The sequence below is a fragment of the Paenibacillus harenae DSM 16969 genome (assembly GCF_000422465.1).
Lineage (GTDB): Bacteria > Bacillota > Bacilli > Paenibacillales > Paenibacillaceae > Pristimantibacillus > Pristimantibacillus harenae.
Map to the genome: position 1 here is coordinate 372,450 of NZ_KE383845.1, position 16,693 is coordinate 389,142.

Sequence of the window (16,693 nt, forward strand, 5' to 3'; positions counted from 1 at the left end):
ATCATTCACGAGGCTCATCTCTCACAAGAATGAGGAAAGAAGGGGATTCAAGATGAACGTACTAACCGTTGTAAGCCATCCAAGAACAAATTCCTTAACCTTTGCAGTCGCCGATCGCTTCGTACAGGGCCTTCATGCTGCCGGACACGAGACGGAGGTGTTGGATCTGCACCGCAGCGGGTTCGACCCTGTATTATGGGAAGCCGATGAGCCGGACTGGTCAGTTGGACGCAAGACCTATTCGTTGGAGGTGGAGAAGGAAATCGAGCGCATGAAAAAGCACGACGCATTGGCTTATATTTTTCCGATTTGGTGGTACAGCATGCCAGCCATGCTGAAGGGATATATCGACCGCGTATGGAACAATGGTTATGCATACGGCACCGGCAAGCTTCACCATCGGCAGGTGTTATGGCTTGGTCTCGCAGCCGCTTCCGTTGAGCATTTTGAGAAAAGGGATTATGACAAGATGATCGAGCTTCAACTCAACGTGGGCATAGCTAATTACGCCGGAATTCCAAATTCCAAGGTCGAGATCCTGTATGACACTCTTAATGATAAACAGGGTCATTCGGAGAAGCTGCTGACTCACGCTTATGACCTTGGGCTGCACTATTCCGAGCTGAGTGGAGATGTTACAAAATGAAGATAAGTGATTCCAGTCTGCAAAGCCATACGGGCAGCAAAGTATCTTGGGGGCTGCTGCTCGTGTTGTGCGGGGCGATCTTCCTCGAAGGGATCGACGTGTCGATGATGGGCGTGGCCCTGCCGTCGATCCGGGCCGATTTAGGCATGTCCACCAGCGCGCTAAGTTGGGTAGTGAGCGCCTACGTGCTCGGTTACGGCGGATTCATGCTGCTCGGAGGGCGAGCCGCTGATTTATTTGGCCGGCGGCGAATGTTCCTCGTCTGGCTCTTCGTATTCCTTGTTTTCTCAGGCCTCGGGGGATTCGCTACCGAAGGGTGGGTTCTCATTGTCGCCCGGTTCGTGACAGGGGTGGCCGCTGCATTTATGACACCTGCCGGCCTTTCCATCATTACGACAAGCTTCCCCGAAGGCCCTCAGCGTAACAAGGCACTCCTGGTCTACGCGGGGACCGCGGCGGCAGGTTTCTCGCTCGGTCTCGTGACCGGCGGCTTGTTAACCTCGGTTGACTGGCGGTGGGTGTTCTTTGCTCCGGTCGTACTGGCACTGGTGATTCTCCTTGCCGCGATTCGTCTCATTCCCGGCTCGGGCCGCCAGGAGCGCTCATCCCATGGCTTCGATATCGCAGGAGCGGTTAGCGTGACGGGAGCGATGCTCCTCCTTGTCTCGGCTGTGGTCAATGCGCCTGATGTGGAATGGGGCATTACAATCGGCACGCTTGCCGCAGGACTTGTATTCTTGGCCGCTTTCATCATAATCGAGCGGCGGTCGGCCTCGCCGCTGATGCGACTCGGCCTCCTCCGTTCGGGCCCGCTCGTGCGCGCCAACCTCGGCGCGATATTGTTGGCCGGCTCCTTCTTCGGTTTCCAGTTCGTCGCCGTCCTCTACCTTCAGGAGCTGCGCGGCTGGTCGGCGCTCGAAACCGGTCTGGCGCTTCTGGCTGTCGGCATCGATGCGATACTCGCACCGACGCTCACCCCAAGGCTCGTGAGCCGATTCGGGAACATACGGGTCATATTCGGAGGCTTATGTCTTGCTGCCGTTTCTTATGCCCTGTTCCTTCCGGTTGGTCTCGATTGGAGCTATGCGGCCATGTTTCCGACCATGATTCTTACCGGCATCGCTTTTGCGCTGACCTATGGGCCGCTCACCATCGCGGCAACTGACGGCATCGCTGAAGAAGAACAAGGGATTGCCGGCGGCCTTCTAAGCACGTCGATCCAGTTCGGCGCGGCGCTCGGTCTCTCTTTGGTGACCGCCGTCAGCATTATCGCCACTGGAGCCGATGGATCGCCTCAGACCATGTTGGAAGGGTTTCGAACCGCTTTATTCATTCCGGTTGCCGCAGCCGTCCTAGGTGCAGCCATTACTGCGACCGGCCTTCGAAAGCGCAATGTACTTCAAAACATCAAATAAGAATACTGCAGGGACTCCCTTGCGGTACTTTACATACGACAAGGTTCCAATTTTTAAAAAAAGCACTCTATCAAAGCAGCGCCGCAAGCGCATGCTTTGATAGAGTGCTTCTAAAATCCGCATTACCGCATTCGCTGCGATACATTGCCTGGCCGAGTTCTGTCGCCGAACTATATCAGTCTGATCTCCAAATAGGAGACGCGCGAGTTAGTAGACCGAGAAGTGCCTAAGCCTTTGGAATCTTCAACACCGTCCCTGCTTTCACATCATCAATATTTACAATATGATTGAAATCCGCAATGAACGTCACATATTTGTCGGAGCCGTAATAGACTTTGGAGATGCTGTAGAGCGTCTCGCCGCTCTTTACGGTATGATCGGATGTCTCGTATTCGGGAAAAGATTCGGCTGCGCCATTTTCTCCAATCGGCTTGACGTTTTTCAGGGACGGAATGATGAGGTTGGTGCCTGCTTTCAAGCCTGCATTTTTATCAAGTTTGTTTTCTTTCGCAATATCATCCACATATTCCGCCGATTTATAGAACATTCTGGAAATCCCCGACAGCGTATCGCCCGCTTGGATCAGATAGGTAGCCGGCAACTTTATTTTCGAATAGTCTTTGGTTCCCTGCCGGCTGACATTCGAGCCTGTTGACGACAAGGCCGGGATCTTAAGCGTGTCTCCGGCTTTCATATCATTAATAAACAAGATATGATTATGCTCGGCCAGCAGCGCATAATGCTCCTTGGATTGATAGAACTTCTCGGAAATCAAGCTCAGCGTATCGCCTTTTTGGACCACATAGGTGGTTGGAAGCTTCACTTTCTTAGTAGGGGCTTCCGTTATTTCTTGTATCTGTACAGGCTTAGGCGTCTCCGTCAGCTTATCACTTTCACTGACCGGTGCGTTGGATATAGTAGGAGCAGGCTCTTCCGTCACATCATCGTAATCTGCAGGCTCTTGTTCCTCTTCACTGTCAACGGTTCCTGCGGGGATAGGGTCATCCGCCAATTGCTCGTTTCCGCCATTCCCGTTATTAATGGAATCCGAATCGGTATTTCCGACTGCAAGCGGAAGCTCAGAATCAACCTTATTCGTATATTGGTCGTACAATACTAAGCAAATGCCAACAAGAATGATGACGATCGCCAGATAGACGATGATATTGGTTTGCTTTAAAGATGCCAGGCTGCCTTTGGAATGCTTGCTGCTGCGTGTGGTTCTCTTATTCAAAACGTAATCTTCTCCTTTGTTCCTCAACTTAATCTTATTCTATCGGAATTATTGAGCCCTGTGGTATGGGCCAAAACAGCCAATTCATTCGTACGAAAAAATGCTCCGTATGCAACTCGCATCTAGGACTGCCGCGTGGTAGCACTTCGTTACGCTCCCTCAGAGAATAAGGTTTTTCTCACGAATACTCACTAATTCACAGGATAGGAGTTTAAATGATAACATAACATGGGCTAAGCAGTTCCGTTTGAGGGCATGCGGGAATAGAAGGCGTTGGTCTAATTACAACATCTTCCATATAAAGATTTACTGCACGTCTCACTCCACAAGGTCCTTGATTCACTCTCCCAAATCTCAATGGGTCTACGCCCTTACATTCCTTCATCCTATCTATCCAAGGTGTGAAGTCCGATCAACGTTAAGAGTCTATGCCCTAAAGCCTAAAAATATCGGCAATGACCAAAGCGTCCTTTGGGTCATTCCCAGAATCGACGCGTCGAACCGTGGAAAACATCGACGCCTGCATCGACTCTATAACGATCCGTACGGCGGTTTGTCTTCCCCCAGAGGATTTGTTAGGATAAAGTGAGGTTAGAAGTTTTACTATTAAAAAAGATAACTCGAGGTAATCATAGATGTATGAATTTACGCATGAGTTTGAAAAGAAAGAGAAGAAATTTAAGCTATATCTACTCTTATTTATTATTTCTTCACTAATATATCTAAGTCTTAGCTTTATGGACTTTTGGATTGGAAAAATCTCTGGTCTTCGCTTTGTTGTTAGTCTTTTATTTTATGTTCTTATCCTTTATTTTGGTTTACGTAGGAAGTTATGGGCTGAGTGGTTTATTAAATTTTTGGTCTGGATGAATATCATATGTCTGATGATAGTTGTTTTAGTTAAGATTTTAAAATGATATAGCTTTCAAAAATGCAGTTTTTTGATAGCTGATATTAAGCTGGCAGGTTAGTAAGGGAAACGATAGCAACAGTATCGGGGTAAAGCTATGGTCAAAAAAGCAACCGTCGTGTATAATGACAGTAAATATCTGGTATGCGCGACTGGCGTAAACGTGGAGAACCACGAGGGAGCGCATATTGCAAAAGCCGTACGCCTGGGCAAAGTATTTGATCGTCATTGATCGAATACTTTTTTTATTTTCCAATTGATGAAAGGGTTGGTGCAGGAAATGAGAATGGCGTTTGTGTTATTCGACGGCATGACAAGTATGGACTTTGCCGGGTTTTATGAAGCGATCACCTGGCTGGCAATCCTGAAGGCGAAAGAGAATGTAACGTGGACCTTTTGCGCCGACAAGACCGAAGTGACGGATGACCGGGGCCTGAAATTGAAGACGGACGAGGTGCTCCCGAATTTGGAGGGATTTGACCTCGTATTTCTACCGGGTGGCAACTCGACAAGAAAGCTTCGGTTCGACGAGGCATTCATGGGATGGATCCGGACCGCGGAGGCCGTTCCCAATAAGGTTTCCGTCTGCACAGGCGCCCTGCTGTTGGGAGCGGCTGGATTCCTGGAGGGGAAAAAGGCGACGACCAACTCGTCGGCTTACGATTTGCTGGCTCCGTACTGCGCGGAAGTCGTAAAAGCTCGAGTGGTGCGGGATGGCCATGTCTTCACCGGCGGCGGCGTGACGGCTTCCATAGATCTGGGCCTGTACATGGTCGAATGGCTGACAAATACGGACATCGCCCTTCAGGTGCAGAGGAAGCTGGAGTATCCTTATTATCAGGCCGGCAATTTGAGCGATGTATACATGAGGACTGAGTTATGAAACAATAAATTCGCCATCAACCAGCGTTACCGTAAAAAGCTCGTCAAAGCCTTCATTATACTCTGGTCTTTGCAGCTTCCCTAATGTGCTTTTAATACCCACCACCGGTACTACTTCTTTTCCGCTTCGAAGTTCATTTCTTAGAATAGATTCATCATAATCCGGCTCAAAATAATAGCCGATTATTTTAAAACCGTGACTTCGAGCTGCATCAATATACTTTTGGCGGTCTAGTTTAGTCGGATTCGTATTATCTACGACAAAGGACTGTTTTCCTTTCATAGAGGCTTCGAGGTAGAAAGCCTCTTTGCGCCTAGTTTTAAGCATATCCAGATTAATTCTCATATGAGTGTTAAAAAATCTCTCTTTATAAAAAGTTGACTTTCCTGAAGCTTGTATTCCGACGAAGATAATACATTCCATGCTTATTCACCCTCTGTCAGCCTTATATTTGAAGTTACCATCCAAAATCTGGAAAGTCCTTCTTGATTACAGAATAGTATCTTGGTAACATGTTTCCTCCAGAAGCTCTTCCTAGGGTGATCCGACAGGTTCATACTTCCAGCCCACAATGATCCAATCATAAAGCTCTTGCGAATTGAGGAAAGTAACCCAACAACCATCAGAAACAGAGTGAATGGTTTCATTTTCAATTTTCTTCACCCATGGATACTTTCACCATTTCTTTGGAAATGTATGTGCCCTAACTCGAACGTTTTTTGGACTATGCCGCCTGTTACAAATGAAAAAACTCTTCAAAGAAAACTTTTTTAAAATATCTTTCCGCATTTTAACTTGTATGGTAGTATGGTAGTTAAAGTTGGAAGGGATGATGGCATGGACTTCAACGTAAGGACGCAGTCCGTTTCCACCCGGGACGCGGTCTACGCGCAGCTTAAGGAACAGATCTTAAAGCTTGAACTTGCGCCGGGCACGCCGTTGTCCGAGAACGAGACCTCCGTTTTGTTCAAGGTCAGCCGGACGCCTGTAAGAGAAAGCTTCATGCGGCTCGCGCAAGAGGGTCTGGTTCAAGTGCTGCCGCAGCGGGGCACTTTCGTATCCTTAATCGATACGGTATTGGTCGAGGAGGCGCGGTTCATGCGCGAACAGCTGGAAAGAGCGGTCATCCGCCTCGCCTGCAGCTCTTTCCCTGAGGAAGCGCTGATGAAGCTGGAAAAGAATCTGGAGCAGCAGGCAGCCTGCGTGAAGGCGCATGATGACAAAAGCATGTTCGAGCTTGACGAAGCTTTCCATCGTATCCTGTTCGAAGGCTGCAACAAGAGCAACATTTGGGCAGTCATGCAGCAAATGAATGCTCATCTGAACCGCAGCCGCATGCTCCGGCTGGTTGCCGATCATAACTGGGAGGAGCTTTACGAGCAGCACTGGTCGATGGCCGAGGCGGTTAAAGCGCAGGATGGCGAGCGCGCCGAACGATTGATGACCGAGCATCTCAATCTGAACATCGCGGATCAAGCGCTGCTCAAGGAGAAATACCCGGAATATTACAAATGAACAACGATTACAAATGACAACGGGAGCTGATGAAGCGTGAAAATGACGTTCAGATGGTTCGGCGAGGGGAATGATACGGTTCCCCTCAGCTACATTAAACAAATTCCGGGCACGGACGGCATCGTCTGGTCGCTGCATGATGTCGCGGCCGGCGAGGAATGGCCGATGGAGCGCATTTTGGAAGTGAAATCGCAGGCAGAACAAGCGGGCTTACATATCGATGTCGTTGAAAGCGTTAACGTCCATGAGGATATTAAGCTCGGCTTGCCTTCACGCGAGCGGTATGTTGAGAATTATAAGAGAACGATAGAGAAGCTTGGAAGCGTCGGCGTGAAGGTGATCTGCTACAACTTCATGCCGATCTTCGACTGGCTTCGCACCGACCTTCATAAGGCGCTCGAGGACGGCTCCACGGCGCTGTTCTATGAGAGCAGCCGGATTGCGGATGCCGATCCCTTCCGCCTGGTCGAAGAGATCAACAAGAACTCGTCGCTTACGATGCCCGGCTGGGAGCCGGAACGGCTGCAGCATTTGACGAAGCTGTTCGAGGCTTATCAAGGCGTGACGGAGGAGCACCTGTGGGAAAACCTGCGGTATTTTCTGAACGAAATCATCCCGGTTGCCGAGCGCAGCGGAATCCGGATGGCGATCCACCCGGACGATCCGCCTTGGTCCGTCTTCGGTTTGCCAAGGATTATGACCTGCCAGGAAAATTTCAGAAGATTTCTGGAGTTGTACGACAGCCCTAATAACGGCATCACCCTTTGCAGCGGATCGCTTGGCGCGAATCCGGCTAACGACATTATTTCGATGATCCATGAATTCGGAGATCGCATTCCTTTCGCTCATATCCGCAACGTTCGCGTATATGAGAACGGAGATTTTATTGAAACCTCGCACCGTACGCAGGACGGAAACGTCGATATCGCCGGCATTGTCCGCGCTTATCATGAGATTGGATTTACAGGCTACGCAAGGCCCGACCACGGACGACATATCTGGGATGAGCAGTGCAGGCCCGGATACGGATTGTACGATCGCGGGCTAGGCATTATGTATTTGTGGGGACTTTGGGATGCAAACGAACTTCATTCCGGAAAGAAGGCGATAAGCAAATGACACAGCTTCCTATTCATGAATCCATAGCAGGCAAAGTAGCCGTCGTCACCGGCGGAGCAGGCGTATTATGCCGCGTAATGGCGCTGGAGCTGGCCCGTCAGGGGGCCAGGATCGCGATCCTGAACCGGACGGCGGAGAAGGGAAACGCCGTCGCAGAGGAGATTCGCGCCGCAGGCGGTTCCGCCATAGCGGTGGCTTGCGACGTTACTAGCGCAGCGAGCACAAGGGCTGCCGGCGATGCCGTGCTTGAGCGGCTTGGACCCTGCGATATTCTGATCAACGGGGCAGGCGGCAATCACTCTAGCGCGAATACAACGAACGAGATTTTTAAGCCGGAGCATTTGAACGCGGAGGGAGTCACGACCCTGTTCAATCTTAGCGTCGACGGCTTCCGCAGCGTGATGGATCTGAACTTCGTAGGCACGCTTATTCCGACGCAAATATTCGCCGAGCAGATGATCGGGCGGCCTGGCGCGGTTATCATCAATATTTCGTCCATGAGCGCTCCTTCCCCAATGACGAAGGTTCCGGCGTACAGCGCGGCCAAAGCGGCGGTCGTCAACTTCACGCAATGGCTGGCCGTTCACCTTGCGGAATCAGGCATTCGGGTGAATGCGATCGCGCCGGGCTTTTTCTTAACGGAGCAGAACCGCAAGCTGCTTACGAACGAAGACGGAAGCTTGACCGAGCGCTCGGGCAAAATCATCTCCCACACGCCGATGCGCAGGTTCGGCAAGCCGGAGGATCTGCTCGGCGCCTTGCTCTGGCTGGCCGACGAGACGACCGCAGGTTTCGTCACCGGTACGACGGTTCCCGTTGACGGCGGATTTTTGGCCTACGCAGGCGTTTAGGCTTAAGCTGTTCTTCCCGTCTCCCCTCCGTATGGAAAGGGCGGCGTTATGCCACCCTACAGGTGGAAAGGAGGGGGAAGCAGCGATGACATCACCTAAGAACCGCCGTGAAAACGCTTGGAACCAGCGCAAGCAAAATCAGCATCCGCACGGTAAAATAAAATCGTTCGAAGAGCTGAGCCAGCCGGACGACGGCTCGAAATCGAAGCAGTAGTCGGCGTTCGATCAGACTGCGGCTTGGACATAACACAAACTAAACGCGCCGCTGTGCGGTAAGTTAGACAAACAAAACCTCCGCTCTCTTGCTTTCTTTAGAGGGTGGAGGTTCTTTTATAAGAATCGCGGCTTTGCTCGGTTAATCTTTGACAAAAGCACCGTTAAATTGCGCAGCGGCAGTGAAATCAAGCTCTGTCAGGCCTCCGGCATGCCATGAGGTCATCCGCAGCGTCACCATTTTATAATCAATGGAAATAAAAGGGTGGTGATTAAGCCGCTCGGAAATAACCGCAATCCGGTTTACGAATTCGATTCCGTCCATAAACGTTTGAAAGCGGTACTTCTTCGCGATCCACTTGCCATCCTCCCGCTTCCACCCTTCGATTTCAGCAAGACCAAGCGCAATTTGCTCCTCCGTCAGTTTCATGGCTTCCACTCCTCCAAGCTGAAATGGTTCGTCCCGGTTATTCCGCAGATTCTATTTCGTAAAGCTCGCGCACATCGCATCCGACCGTATCGGCAATCGAAATGGCTGTCTTCAGCGGCATGATTCTCGTATTATCGATATAATCGATTAGCCGCTCCGGTCTAATCCGCAGCTCGGCGGCAAGCTGCTCCTTCGATATCCCGCGTTCAGCCAATCGCCGGTCCAGCAGGCAGCGTCCAAGCGTCAGCTTCATGGTCAGGCTCCCTCCATCACTTCAAAATCATACTATCATCATTGTAGCCGAAAACCGTTTCTATTTATGCAGGCTCCGCTTCAAGCTCATCGTATTGCCAAGACAATGGAAAAGCACCGAGCTAACGTAAAAGAGGTAGCCGGTGCTCTATTTTTTACTCAACCGCCATCATAATCTCCTCGTATTGTTCATCGAACGAGATGCGCAGCGATTGATTATCCAAGTACCACAGATTGTCCTCTTCGATATAATAGGTAATGCCGTCGATCGTCTCGCTAAGCGCTGGGCTCCTTGGCGTATCCTTCGTCACGCCCAGCGATAATCCGGGGTGAACGCTGCCGCAGCCGCCCAGCCGCACATAGATGCGAATGAAATCCCCATCCTTTAGCTCCATCTCCGTCTTATACCAACGCGCCGCCGGCTGCTCCACTATTAATCTCATGGCTGTCATCTCCTTCGTCCATATATCATAACTTATTTCTCTGCATGCGCATTCATTCCAGCCATAATCAGCGGTTTAGCGTGATCCGGCATTCATGCCAGCTATAATCAGGGGCACAGCGCGATCCGGCATTCATGCCAGCTATAATCAGGGGCACAGCGCGACTCGCGAAAGTTCCCGGTTCTTCGGGCTGCTCTCTCCCCCTCCATTGCGGCACGACTCCGAATATGGACCGGCTTATAATCGCCGCCTATTGTTCAATTGAGTTTCTGCTGCGAGGCAGTTGGCGCCAATTGTCGCAAACAGGCCAGCAAAATAGCGTAAAATCGTTTATCGTAATCGATTGAAAATCTCTTTCGGATAATAGATGGGTGTTTGTTTCCTGACTATTAGTATATTAATTAACACTTGTGGCGTAGTCAACTCCATTTGAAGCCCCATCTTCGCCAACGTTGGCTATGACAGCGCATATGAGAGGATGTCCCGGTTATGGTATCTGCCCCATTTTCTATGGTGGTTCCGGTCCATCAATAACTGCCTCTATTATCGTGCTATGGTGGTTCTGGTCCGTCAATAGCTGCCCCAATTGTCAGGCTATGATGGATCTGGTCCATCATAGCGACCGGTTCTTGTCCGGAACCGGTTCTATCCTGGATTTCATCCAGTGATTAGGGGCTTGCAGAGCCCCTTATGGCTTTTACGCTCTTTTTCGATGGATGAAATACAGGATAGCGTAAGTACGGGGCATGGACCATTCCGAACGACCGAACGTCAAATGACCGGGATTAGAGCTTTCCACTCTACTGGAATTTATAGTATGCTAGACCATAAGAGAGGAGAGGAATTTTATGGTTAAACAACTGATCGTCGGCGACGCAACGCATGAACTGGCCACTACGCGCCGCATTTTGGAACGCTTGCCCGAGGAGCATATGTCGTGGAAGCCGCACGAGAAATCGATGACGCTCGGCGGGCTGGCCACGCACCTGATCAACCTGCTGAACTGGCAAATCGCGATTTTTCAGTACCCGGAGTTCGATCTTTCGACCGTGCCGCTGCGGCGGGAGCCTTTGGAAAAACGCGCTGACGTTCTGGAGGAGTTCGACGCGAACGTCGAAAAGTTTGAAAAGCTGCTCGCCGAATGCGACGAGAAAACGCTCGGTGAAGAATGGACGCTGCGCCACGGCAACCATATCATCCTCCGCCAGCCGCGGGCGATCGCTCTCCGCACCTTCGGATTAAGCCACATGGTTCACCACCGGGCGCAGCTCGGGGTATACTTACGGCTTCTCGATATTCCGGTACCGGGCATCTACGGTCCCTCGGCCGACGAGGAAGCCTAATGAACTAAGTTTCTCGAACCCATATCCGCCAAAAAGTCGCAGGGCACCGGCATGGCCGCCGGTACTCTGCGACTGTTTTTATCGTCGTCGAATAGACGCTCGCATTGAACAAATGCGCGGCACCGCTGGAGAAGCGACAAATATGCGCATCGTGACAGGAAATGGGCAGAGCTCGTGCGCGAAAGACAAGATAACGCGTATCTGAAGGTGCGAGGCGAGTGACTGAGGTAGACAAATTACAGGATAGCGGCCCCGTCGTCACCAACCGTAACCGTGACAATGGGGCCGCCATCTATTCCTTAAATATGAACTGGCCGCAGATTCAGACTGAATGCCGGTTCCTCCTGTCCGCTTCCGGTGACGATCAGCCGGTCATCCGTTTGCCGCAGCGAAGGGGCCGGACGTTCGCTTCCGCTTCCGATGCGCAACGAGAAGACAAAGCCTGCTTCAGTGATTTGACGAAAGTCGATTATTCTCGGCTCTCCCGAATAGACAACCAGATCAACGCCCAGCTTATCGCCGAGCTCATTTATTTCCCATGCAAAGGCCGGCGCTCGGTCCGCAGCATCCGCTTCACTTTCCGAGAAAGCCGCGAACCAGGTTTGGAGACGGATACGCTCCTGACCGATCGATATCGTCACCTCTCCGCCGTCCGTATCCGCAACCGCGGCAACTCCGGCCAATTGGCCGCCCAGCTCCAGCCGCAGCCGGAAATCCGAGGCCTCGACCGAGCCGTCGATCCGGTCCAGATTCGGATGCGTGTCTCCGCCATTGGCAAGAAAATCAATGCCGAACAGCACATATTCCCGCTCCTGCCTGCTTTTGAACATAGCCGAGCAGTAGTCGTAGCCCTCATGAAGAAAACGCAGCTGCATATACGTCGGCTCGCCGCCGTTGTCTACATAAGCGAGCAAGGCGCGCTTCTGATTCCACAGCATCTCATGATCGAAGCTGCCGAGCGAATAATGCGGCTGCATCCAGGTCGTCGCCCGCCTTGCCGTGCCGTCCCCCTCATCGCCCGCATACAGCTGCCGCAGCTCTCTTTCCTCGCGGATCACGAACCAGTCTGCAAATTCAGGCGGACATTCCATCCCGCTCTCATACCATTCCGTATCATATGGGAGCTCCTCCCAGGGGAAAAACAACAGCTTGCCCCCGGTTGCCAGCTGCAGGAAGGCTTTGCATGAGTCGCTAAGCAGCGTACTGTAGCAGCGGCTGTGCGGTCCGGACCACTGCTTCGTCGCGGCATGGAAATGCTCGGCTACCGTCTTCCAGGTCATATGGAGAAGCGCATCACTCAGCCGCTTCGCTTCCTCATTGACGGTCTCCGCCTTGATCTTGGAGAGCTCCAGAATCGCGATGTGCGTATACGTCGGGCTGTTGTATTCTTGGAATACCCGCCGTTTCTCCGTATGAGCGTAAAGCTTCTTCAGCCGCTGCAAGCCATATTCCGCATACTCCTGCCGTCCCAACAGCTCGCCCGCAATGAGCGTAACGAACGCGCCCATGATGGCGATATTCGTATATGAAGGCCCGACATCCCGTTTCATTATGGCGTCGCATGCGTAACCGATCGATTGGATGACCGATGCACGCAGCGCTTCCGGAAAACGATGGCCGTGACGCTTAACCGCAAGCACCAGCTGCTTACCGATAAAATCCGCCCAGTTCCAGTCCGGCGGAGACATCTGATCGAGCGGCTCCTCATAGAACCAGGACCATATGCCGAAAGTGTTACGGCTGCGGTCCGTATCCTGCAGCGATACGATTTGTCCGAGAATATCGAATGACCGCCGCTCATATTCCGGAAGCTCCGTATCGAGCAAAGCCAGCGCATAGATGACCGAATTCCTGGTCGAATGAATGAAATCGGTCTGCTTGATTTGCGTATGATAGCCGGGACTGCTGAACCTCGATTTCAATAGACGGATATCCGCGTTATAGAAAGTCTCCATCTCAGCCACTTTGCCGATGATCATTTGCTTCGGATCCAACATTTGCGATGTCATTGTTGTTTCTCCCTTCCATTGCCGCCATGAGCGATCTAATCCATCGTAAGCGCTTCCGTCAGCAGCTGCATCGTCAGCCCTTGCCCGTAGAGGGTCGGATAAATTCGGATTTCATTATACGCATCCTCCGTCTTCATGACAGGTGTGCCGCCCGATACGCCTCCGACCTCGCCGTCGTCCCGAATGAACGGCAGCAGGCCGTCCAACGTCAGACGGGCGCTTTCCAAATACGACGAATCCAATAGACCTGTCCGCATGCCTTTCATGAAGCCGCATGCAATGCCGGCGCTGCCTGACGATTCCTTATAGAAATCCGGCCGGTCAAGCACGGTATGCCATAATCCGTCTGCCGCTTGATAAGACAGCAGCCCCTTCGCGAGCGCCGAGTAGCGCGTACGCAATTCATCGGGAATGTCCGTCAGCCCGCCGATCTCTTCCACAATTTCCGGCACGGCCAGCGTAATCCACGCATTCGCGCGAGTCCATCGCACAGCCGACATATGATTGCCCGCCTCGCAGTTCCAGCCGTGGAATAAAACGCCGGTCTCCGGCTCCTGCAGCAGGCGCAAATGAAGCATCGTCTGCCGCAGCGCTTCCTCCGCTGCGGTCCGATCGCCTGTCAACCCGGCATGCCGGGCCATAAGCAGGACGGCCATATAGACCGTATCCGCCCATACCTGCTCGCTGAACTGCACCGATTCGGTGACCGTATGCTCGAATGCCCCCTCTCTCGTGCGCGGCGCCTCATGCATCATCCAATGGACGATTTTCTCCGATTGCCGCAAGTACCACTCCTCCTGCGTCTGGCGGTACAGCTCGGGGAACACGGCGAAAGGCGCCATTGCGTTAATCACTTTCACGCTGCCGGCTTTCTCCTTGTTGCGCTCCGCCCATACCTGCACATAACGGATAACCACCCGGTTCTGAATCCGCTTCCCGTATTCCATCAATGAAATGATGCCCACCCCCGGCACCCAATCCCAGTGCTCGATGTCCATCCCCCAGCTGCCGCGGTGATCGCCGGTCATGTAATGGAACAGCTTCTCCAGTCTTGCATGCAAATATCGATCAGCCATACCTCTTCCTCACCCCGCTTTATCCTTCTTCGGGCTTCTTCCGCTGCCGGTATTCGGTCGGCGTCAGCCCCGTTATTTTTTTGAAAATGCGCACAAAGCTGTTCACGTTCGTATACCCGACCTGCTCGGCGATATCCTTGATCATCGCCTCCGATTCCGTCAGCAGCTCCTTCGCCTTGTTCATGCGAATATCCATCAAATAATCGATAAAATTGCACTCTTCCTGCTCCTTGAACAGCTTGCTCAAATGCGAGACGCTAATGTGAAATTCGCTTGCAAGCAGGTTAAGCGACAAATCGCTCCTCCTATAGTGCTGATCCAAATACCGCAATACTTTGTCGATGACGTCATTTTTCTCCCGGCTGCCGCGCTTGGCCTGAATGCTTTCCACATAACGTCCCAAGGCTTCCATCGTAAAATGCTCCAGCTGCTCCAACTGCTCGTATTGGCTCAGCAGCTCAACCATCCCGTGCTCGGGAAAAATATCGGCGGAATCCACGCCGATCTCCGCTGCCGCGGTAGCCGCTCTCATCAAACATTGCACGATCAGCTGCCTGATGATCTCCGGGCGCACGTTATTTTCCGAGAACGCTTCAAACCACTTGCCGACCTGCAGCCGCAGCTTCTCAAGATCGGCCAGCTTCACGGATTGGACCATGCCGTCGGTCATGCCGAACAACCGGTAGTACTGCGGCGATTGCTCATTCGTAATATCTTCCTTCGTAATGATCGAATTGCCGCCAAGCACAAGCTTGTAGCCAAGCGCATCCAAGGACTGTTTATAAGACAAATGGATGTCGCCGATGCCGCTCACCGCGTTGCCGATCCCGACCGTAATCGTCCGGTTGAAATATTCGCGCACGAAATCCTTCATTAAATCCGCAACCGCTACCGCCCTCATCATATGGCGCTCCTCGTCTCCTTCGTCCTCGAAGCTCATAATGACAACGCATTTGCCGTTATCCATCTCCGCGGCGATCCCTTTGCTCTCGGCATTCATCAGCTCCTCCGCGACATTGCACAAAGCGTAGGAATACAGCTGCAAATCGCGCGGCGTAGGGATTTCGTTCTTATTGTCAAATTCGAGGCTCATGACGACAAAATGTCCTTCATGCAGGGATAAGCCAAGCATATCCATATAAGGCTGAAGAGCGGCCGAGGTTTTGCGGCGGCTCGTAAGCAGCTCTTTGAGCAGCTGCCATTTGATCATCGGTTTGCTCTCGTTGAACTGCTTGTTCAGCAAATTCCGGTCCTCCATAATATGCTGGACCGTCGATTCGAAATACTGAAATTCATCCGTATATTTCCGCACGGACGGGCTTCGCGAATCCTTCTTCAATTGATTCATCATCGCTTGCACGAAGCGGTTGACCGGCTTAAGCGTCCACCGCCCAACCAGCGTCGCTGACGCCGTCGCAACCAGGAACAGGACGACGGCCAGCACGATCAGACCGTTGCGGATGAGCAGCAGCGGCCGGATAAACTCCGCTTCCGGCATGATATGAACCATTTTCCAACCGGTATGCTTCATATCGGCGTAAAACAGCGAAGACCGCGTCTGCTCGACATCGGCGGAGAAGAAGCCCTCCGGCTCCGGATCATTCAGGATACGGCTAATGTAAGGAAATTCGCTGATGTCCTTGCCGAGCTTGCTTTTATCCCCATGCAGCACGACGATGCCGTTCCGGTCGATCATGAAGGTCTGGCCCTTTTCCTCTGCCGACGTGTTCCGGATTAAGCCGTACAGCATTTCTTCCTTGATATTGACCGCTATGGCGCCTTTGCGGGCACCAGGCTTATGAATGAGCGGATAGGTTCGGACAAGCGTCACCACATTGCGGAAAATCGGGTCTTCGGCCATGTTTAACGTGAGCTTGCGTGTCGTCATCCAGTCCATATACCCTTCGAATTGTTGAAACTCCGCGATCCATTGATAGTTTTGCCTCAGCTCCTGCTCCGTCAGGTCATTGCCGGTAACGAGCTTCTGCTTCGGGTACGAATACATGTCGATGGATAAAATGTACCGGTTGCTGTTAATCACGTTGTAGATGCTGTTGGAGATACGGACCTCATTGTTCAAGCTCTCCGCTTCGATCAGCTCCCGGTCGTAGAAATGGATGACTTCCTCCGCTGTCATAAGCGAGACGGAAGCAAAATCAATTTGCTTCAAAACGAGCTCGAGCTTCTGGTTCAACTGCCGGAGCAGCTCCATGTTGGTGCTCGTCAGCTGCCCCTTCTGCTGATTGGTGAACAAATAATACGTGAAAAAAATCGAGGAGGAGACGAGCAGAAACAGAACAATCGATAGTATTGCAATCGCTTTCGCCAATCGTTGATTCTGAAGCTGCTTCATG

The 16,693-nt window shown here is 51.9% G+C and carries 16 protein-coding genes and 1 riboswitch; of the genes, 8 read left to right on the forward strand and 8 right to left on the reverse strand.

The annotated features are described in order from the left end of the window. Positions 1-52 precede the first annotated feature (52 nt). Both H581_RS0129595 and H581_RS0129600 read left to right on the forward strand, forming a co-directional pair. Positions 53-646, forward strand: coding sequence for an NAD(P)H oxidoreductase (locus H581_RS0129595; RefSeq protein ID WP_029192414.1), 594 nt, complete (start codon positions 53-55; stop codon positions 644-646). Further along, positions 643-2,061, forward strand: a complete 1,419-nt coding sequence (locus H581_RS0129600; protein WP_051251456.1) for an MFS transporter — start codon at positions 643-645, stop codon at positions 2,059-2,061. The genes H581_RS0129595 and H581_RS0129600 overlap by 4 nt, the downstream gene beginning before the upstream one ends. Before the next feature lie 226 nt (positions 2,062-2,287). On the opposite strand, the gene H581_RS0129605 is transcribed toward H581_RS0129600, so the two are convergent. After that, a complete protein-coding gene (locus H581_RS0129605; protein ID WP_029192416.1) occupies positions 2,288-3,295 on the reverse strand; it encodes a LysM peptidoglycan-binding domain-containing protein in 1,008 nt (335 codons plus the stop codon). 1,048 nt (positions 3,296-4,343) lie between these two features. Then, a riboswitch (ZMP/ZTP riboswitch) is annotated at positions 4,344-4,423 on the forward strand. Between the two features lie 62 nt (positions 4,424-4,485). Between H581_RS0129605 and H581_RS0129620 the strand changes: the two genes are divergently transcribed. Continuing rightward, positions 4,486-5,088, forward strand: coding sequence for a DJ-1/PfpI family protein (locus H581_RS0129620; RefSeq protein ID WP_029192418.1), 603 nt, complete (start codon positions 4,486-4,488; stop codon positions 5,086-5,088). Here the strand turns inward: H581_RS0129620 and H581_RS0129625 are convergent. Continuing rightward, complete coding sequence (locus H581_RS0129625) at positions 5,083-5,511, reverse strand: AAA family ATPase (protein WP_029192419.1); 429 nt, start codon at positions 5,509-5,511, stop codon at positions 5,083-5,085. The two genes, H581_RS0129620 and H581_RS0129625, sit on opposite strands and share 6 nt — an antisense overlap. A gap of 414 nt (positions 5,512-5,925) precedes the next feature. Between H581_RS0129625 and H581_RS0129630 the strand changes: the two genes are divergently transcribed. The 4 genes from H581_RS0129630 to H581_RS39160 all read left to right on the forward strand — a co-directional run bounded on the left by H581_RS0129630 (position 5,926) and on the right by H581_RS39160 (position 8,787). Further along, positions 5,926-6,603 carry a GntR family transcriptional regulator gene (locus H581_RS0129630; protein ID WP_029192420.1) on the forward strand — a complete coding sequence of 226 codons (678 nt, stop codon included), beginning with the start codon at positions 5,926-5,928 and terminating at the stop codon, positions 6,601-6,603. Between the two features lie 36 nt (positions 6,604-6,639). Then, positions 6,640-7,722 (forward strand): mannonate dehydratase, encoded by a 1,083-nt coding sequence (uxuA, locus tag H581_RS0129635; RefSeq protein ID WP_029192421.1) that lies wholly within the window; start codon positions 6,640-6,642, stop codon positions 7,720-7,722. Continuing rightward, complete coding sequence (locus H581_RS0129640; RefSeq protein ID WP_029192422.1) at positions 7,719-8,573, forward strand: SDR family oxidoreductase; 855 nt, start codon at positions 7,719-7,721, stop codon at positions 8,571-8,573. Before uxuA ends, H581_RS0129640 begins: the two co-directional genes overlap by 4 nt. 85 nt (positions 8,574-8,658) lie before the next feature. Next, positions 8,659-8,787, forward strand: coding sequence for a DUF6254 family protein (locus H581_RS39160; RefSeq protein ID WP_245600192.1), 129 nt, complete (start codon positions 8,659-8,661; stop codon positions 8,785-8,787). Between the two features lie 141 nt (positions 8,788-8,928). On the opposite strand, the gene H581_RS0129650 is transcribed toward H581_RS39160, so the two are convergent. The 3 genes from H581_RS0129650 to H581_RS0129660 form a co-directional block, all read right to left on the reverse strand. After that, positions 8,929-9,216: a 4a-hydroxytetrahydrobiopterin dehydratase gene (locus tag H581_RS0129650; protein WP_029192423.1), complete on the reverse strand. Its 288-nt coding sequence runs from the start codon at positions 9,214-9,216 to the stop codon at positions 8,929-8,931. A gap of 37 nt (positions 9,217-9,253) precedes the next feature. After that, entirely contained in the window at positions 9,254-9,469 is a 216-nt protein-coding gene (locus H581_RS0129655; protein WP_029192424.1) for a helix-turn-helix domain-containing protein, read from the reverse strand. Positions 9,470-9,623: 154 nt separating this feature from the next. Beyond that, a complete protein-coding gene (locus tag H581_RS0129660) occupies positions 9,624-9,911 on the reverse strand; it encodes a HesB/YadR/YfhF family protein (RefSeq protein ID WP_029192425.1) in 288 nt (95 codons plus the stop codon). A gap of 848 nt (positions 9,912-10,759) precedes the next feature. Between H581_RS0129660 and H581_RS0129665 the strand changes: the two genes are divergently transcribed. Continuing rightward, positions 10,760-11,254 (forward strand): DinB family protein, encoded by a 495-nt coding sequence (locus H581_RS0129665; protein WP_029192426.1) that lies wholly within the window; start codon positions 10,760-10,762, stop codon positions 11,252-11,254. A 299-nt stretch (positions 11,255-11,553) separates the two neighbouring features. Here H581_RS0129665 and H581_RS0129670 read toward each other — a convergent pair whose 3' ends face one another. Genes H581_RS0129670 through H581_RS0129680 form a run of 3 tightly spaced genes read right to left on the reverse strand, consistent with a single transcriptional unit; the run spans position 11,554 to position 16,692 of the window. Beyond that, entirely contained in the window at positions 11,554-13,263 is a 1,710-nt protein-coding gene (locus H581_RS0129670) for a hypothetical protein (protein WP_029192427.1), read from the reverse strand. A 35-nt stretch (positions 13,264-13,298) separates the two neighbouring features. Further along, complete coding sequence (locus H581_RS0129675) at positions 13,299-14,339, reverse strand: glycoside hydrolase family 88/105 protein (RefSeq protein WP_029192428.1); 1,041 nt, start codon at positions 14,337-14,339, stop codon at positions 13,299-13,301. A 19-nt stretch (positions 14,340-14,358) separates the two neighbouring features. Beyond that, positions 14,359-16,692 (reverse strand): helix-turn-helix domain-containing protein, encoded by a 2,334-nt coding sequence (locus H581_RS0129680; protein ID WP_029192429.1) that lies wholly within the window; start codon positions 16,690-16,692, stop codon positions 14,359-14,361. Position 16,693 lies beyond the last annotated feature (1 nt).

What these genes read in the sequence shown, in the direction of transcription:
- H581_RS0129595 (WP_029192414.1), top strand. Translation starts at nt 53, where the DNA reads ATGAACGTACTAACCGTTGTAAGCCATCCAAGAACAAATTCCTTAACC.
- H581_RS0129600 (WP_051251456.1), top strand. Translation starts at nt 643, where the DNA reads ATGAAGATAAGTGATTCCAGTCTGCAAAGCCATACGGGCAGCAAAGTA.
- H581_RS0129620 (WP_029192418.1), top strand. Translation starts at nt 4,486, where the DNA reads ATGAGAATGGCGTTTGTGTTATTCGACGGCATGACAAGTATGGACTTT.
- H581_RS0129625 (WP_029192419.1), bottom strand. Translation starts at nt 5,511, where the DNA reads ATGGAATGTATTATCTTCGTCGGAATACAAGCTTCAGGAAAGTCAACT.
- H581_RS0129630 (WP_029192420.1), top strand. Translation starts at nt 5,926, where the DNA reads ATGGACTTCAACGTAAGGACGCAGTCCGTTTCCACCCGGGACGCGGTC.
- H581_RS0129640 (WP_029192422.1), top strand. Translation starts at nt 7,719, where the DNA reads ATGACACAGCTTCCTATTCATGAATCCATAGCAGGCAAAGTAGCCGTC.
- H581_RS39160 (WP_245600192.1), top strand. Translation starts at nt 8,659, where the DNA reads ATGACATCACCTAAGAACCGCCGTGAAAACGCTTGGAACCAGCGCAAG.
- H581_RS0129650 (WP_029192423.1), bottom strand. Translation starts at nt 9,216, where the DNA reads ATGAAACTGACGGAGGAGCAAATTGCGCTTGGTCTTGCTGAAATCGAA.
- H581_RS0129655 (WP_029192424.1), bottom strand. Translation starts at nt 9,469, where the DNA reads ATGAAGCTGACGCTTGGACGCTGCCTGCTGGACCGGCGATTGGCTGAA.
- H581_RS0129660 (WP_029192425.1), bottom strand. Translation starts at nt 9,911, where the DNA reads ATGAGATTAATAGTGGAGCAGCCGGCGGCGCGTTGGTATAAGACGGAG.
- H581_RS0129665 (WP_029192426.1), top strand. Translation starts at nt 10,760, where the DNA reads ATGGTTAAACAACTGATCGTCGGCGACGCAACGCATGAACTGGCCACT.
- H581_RS0129670 (WP_029192427.1), bottom strand. Translation starts at nt 13,263, where the DNA reads ATGACATCGCAAATGTTGGATCCGAAGCAAATGATCATCGGCAAAGTG.
- H581_RS0129675 (WP_029192428.1), bottom strand. Translation starts at nt 14,339, where the DNA reads ATGGCTGATCGATATTTGCATGCAAGACTGGAGAAGCTGTTCCATTAC.
- H581_RS0129680 (WP_029192429.1), bottom strand. Translation starts at nt 16,692, where the DNA reads ATGAAGCAGCTTCAGAATCAACGATTGGCGAAAGCGATTGCAATACTA.